The 3,715-nt window shown below is 68.6% G+C and carries 1 protein-coding gene and 1 pseudogene; both read right to left on the bottom strand.

The genetic code is table 11. The annotated features are described in order from the left end of the window. Nucleotides 1–508, bottom strand: a pseudogene (locus tag D180_RS15780) (membrane-bound PQQ-dependent dehydrogenase, glucose/quinate/shikimate family); the annotation flags it as partial. Between the two features lie 357 nt (nt 509–865). Beyond that, nucleotides 866–3,682, bottom strand: a complete 2,817-nt coding sequence (gyrA, locus tag D180_RS15775) for a DNA gyrase subunit A (protein WP_017913560.1) — start codon at nt 3,680–3,682, stop codon at nt 866–868. Nucleotides 3,683–3,715 lie beyond the last annotated feature (33 nt).

Genomic DNA, 3,715 nt, shown 5'->3' with positions numbered 1-3,715 from the left:
CGCCGGCGCGCGGGGTCGCCAGCGCCGCGGCCATGCCGGCCGCATGCGCCAGCGTGCCGTCGGCCTCGGTCACGCCGTACGGCAGGAACGCCAGCGCGAACGCGCCGACGAACACCAGCGCCAGCACCGCGGCGAGCGTGCGCGACAGCGTGCGCGAGAACGGCCGGTCCAGCCGCGGCAGGAGTAGCGCCAACAGCAAGGCCAGGAACACCATCAGGCCCATGCGCGGCACCCAGCGCCAGTAATCGGTGCCCGATTCCCACGCCGCCCACAGCAGCGACAGCAGGAAGGTCGCGGCGAACCACCGCGCGCCGCTGCGCCGCGCGCGCCACAGTTGCACGCCGGAGATCGCCAGGCCGAGGCCGGCGACCAGGTAGTACCAGGAGCCGCCCAGCGCCAGCAGCCAGGCGCCGCCAATCGCCAGCACTGCGCCGATCAGCACGCAGGCGCCGCCGAGCAGGTGCAGCGGCCAGCCGCCACGACGCTGCGTTCGTTCGAATTCGTTCATTGCCACTCCTTGCAGGACACGGCCACGCGGAACATCCGCCGTGGCAGCGGCGCGTGCGCGCCGCGCATCCTTATCCCAGGCAGCTGGTGAATGCCGCGCGTTTCCTGCTGACACACGCTGACACGCAATCTTGCCGTCCTCGTGATCCAGCATCGACCTGGGCATCACGCGGCCTGTGTCGTCGAGGGCGACGACGACCCGGCGGCATAGTCAGTCGGTGTGACGCGGCGGTCGTACAAATGGCCGCCGTGGCGCCGCGTGCACGCTCGCAGCAGAGCATCCGCCTCGTCGCGGTGGCAAGCCCCGAAAACGACGACGCCGGCACAAGGCCGGCGTCGTCGTTCGCTCAGGAGCGGATCACGCCTGCGGCGGTGCTGCCTCGCCAGTGCCTTCGGCGACGCCGTCCTCGCCCGGCAGCACGTCCTCCTCGACCAGCGAGCCGTCCAGGCGTTCCACCGCCTGCAGCTTCTCGCCCTTGGACAGGCGGATCAGGGTCACGCCCTGGGTGTTGCGGCCGACGCGGGAGATTTCCGAGGCGCGGGTCCGCACCAGGGTGCCGCCGTCGGAGATCAGCAGCACTTCGTCGCGGGTGCTCAGCAGCACCGCACCGACCAGCTTGCCGTTGCGCTCGCTGGTCTGGATGCCGATCACGCCCTGGGTGCCGCGGCCCTTGCGCGGATACTCGCCCAGCGGGGTGCGCTTGCCGTAGCCGTTCTCGGTCGCCGTGAGGATGTAGGCATCGGCCTCGTCGCCGTTGCGCGCCTCGGCATCGACCTCGATGTCCGCTGCGGCGTCGACGTCGTCGGCGTCCTCGTCCTGGCCCACGGCCGGCTCGGCCACGATCAGGCTGACCACGTACTCGCTCTTGGCCAGGCGGATGCCGCGCACGCCGCGGCTGCTGCGCCCGGTCGGCTTGACCCCGCCGCGGCTCTTGCGCCGCGCGCCACGGGCGTCGTCGCCCTCCTCGACCGCAGCCTCGTCGTCGGCCACGGCGCCGTCGTCGGCACCGGCCTCGTCGACGGCCGCATCATCGGCCTCGTCGTCCTTGGGCCGTTCGGAGAAGCGCACGGTCTTGCCGTTGGAGGCGAACAGCAGCACGTCGCGCTCGCCATCGGTGAGCGCCACGCCCACCAGGGCATCGCCCTCGTCCAGGTTGATCGCGATCTTGCCGATCTTGCGCTGGAAGGCGAACTCGCTCAGCGGGGTCTTCTTGACCATGCCGTTGCGGGTGGCGAAGAACACGTAGCGGCCCTCGGCGTACTCGCGCACCGGCAGCACCGCCTGCACGCGCTCGCCGTTCTCCAGCGGAATCCAGTTGACGATCGGGCGGCCGCGCGCGTTCGGCCCGGCCTCGGGCAACTGGTGCACGGGCAGCCAGAACACCTTGCCGCTGCTGGTGAAGGTCAGCAGCGTGTCGTGGGTGTTGACCAGCCACAGCTGGTCGATGAAATCCTCTTCCTTGGTCGCCGCCGCGCTGCGGCCGCGGCCACCACGCCGCTGCGCGCGGTAGGCGCTGACCGGCTGGCGCTTGGCGTAGCCGGCGTGCGACAGGGTCACCACCACGTCTTCCGGCGCGATCAGGTCGAGGATGTCCAGATCCTCTTCGCTGTGGCGGATCTCGGTGCGGCGCGCGTCGCCGTATTCCTCGCGGATGTTGACCAGTTCCTCGCGGATCACCTGCAGCAGCACGTCCGGGTTTTCCAGGATGCGGATCAGCCCGGCGATGGCGTCCAGCAGCTGCTTGTATTCCTCGGTCAGGCGCTCCTGCTCCAGGCCGGTCAGGCGGTGCAGGCGCATTTCCAGGATCTGCGTAGCCTGCACTTCGGTCAACTGGTAGCCGCCGCCGACCAGGCCGACGCCGCTGGGCAGGTCTTCCGGGCGCGAGGCCTCGGCGCCGGCCGCGTTGAGCAGCGCGCCGACCAGGCCCGGTTGCCAGGTCTTTGCCAGCATGCGCTCGCGCGCTTCGTTCGGGTTCGCCGAGGTCTTGATCAGTTCGATCATCTCGTCGATGTTGGCGAGCGCGACGGTCAGACCTTCGAGGATATGCGCGCGGGCGCGCGCCTTGCGCAGTTCGAAGATGGTGCGGCGGGTGACCACTTCGCGGCGGTGGCGGACGAAGGCCTCCAGCATCTGCTTGAGGTTCATCAGCTGCGGGCGGCCATCGACCAGCGCCACCATGTTGATGCCGAACACCGACTCCATCTGGGTCTGCTGGTACAGGTTGTTCAGCACCACGTCGGCGGCTTCGCCGCGCTTGACCTCGATGTAGATGCGCATGCCGTCCTTGTCGGACTCGTCGCGCAGCTCGCTGATGCCTTCGAGCTTCTTTTCCTTGACCAGCTCGGCGATCTTCTCGATCAGCCGCGCCTTGTTGACCTGGTACGGGATCTCGGTGACCACGATCGCTTCGCGGCCGTTGTCCTGGATCTCGATCTCGGCCTTGGCGCGCATGCGCACGCGGCCGCGGCCGGTGCGATAGCCGGCGACGATGCCGGTGGTGCCGTTGATGATGCCGGCAGTCGGGAAATCCGGGCCGGGGATGTGCTCCATCAACCCGTCGACGTCGATCTGCGGATTGTCGATCAGCGCCAGGCAGGCGTTGATCGACTCGGTCAGGTTGTGCGGCGGGATGTTGGTGGCCATGCCCACCGCGATGCCGGCCGAGCCGTTGACCAGCAGGCTCGGGAAGCGCGTCGGCATCACCGACGGTTCCTGTTCCTTCTCGTCGTAGTTGGGCTGGAAATCGACGGTTTCCTTGTCGATGTCGGCCATCATCTCGTGCGCGAGCCGCGACATGCGCGCCTCGGTGTAACGCATCGCCGCCGCGGAATCGCCGTCGACCGAGCCGAAGTTACCCTGCCCGTCCACCATCAGGTAGCGCAGCGAGAACGGCTGCGCCATGCGCACCAGGGTGTCGTACACCGACTGGTCGCCGTGCGGGTGGTACTTACCGATGACGTCGCCGACGATACGCGCCGACTTGTAGTAGGGCTTGTTGCTGTGCGCGCCCAACTCGTTCATCGCGAACAACACGCGGCGATGCACCGGCTTGAGGCCGTCGCGCGCATCCGGGAGGGCACGCCCCACGATCACGCTCATGGCGTAATCGAGGTAGCTCTTGCGCATCTCGTCTTCCAGGTTGACCTGGATGATTTCCTTGGCGGATTCTGCCATTCGGGTTCCGTAAGTCTGGTGGCGGATCGACCA

Origin of the sequence: Xanthomonas sp. SHU 166 (genome assembly GCF_000364685.1) — a bacterium.
Taxonomy (GTDB): domain Bacteria; phylum Pseudomonadota; class Gammaproteobacteria; order Xanthomonadales; family Xanthomonadaceae; genus Xanthomonas_A; species Xanthomonas_A sontii.
Note: the sequence above shows the minus strand (reverse complement) of the source record. Positions and strands in the feature narration are given on the sequence as shown.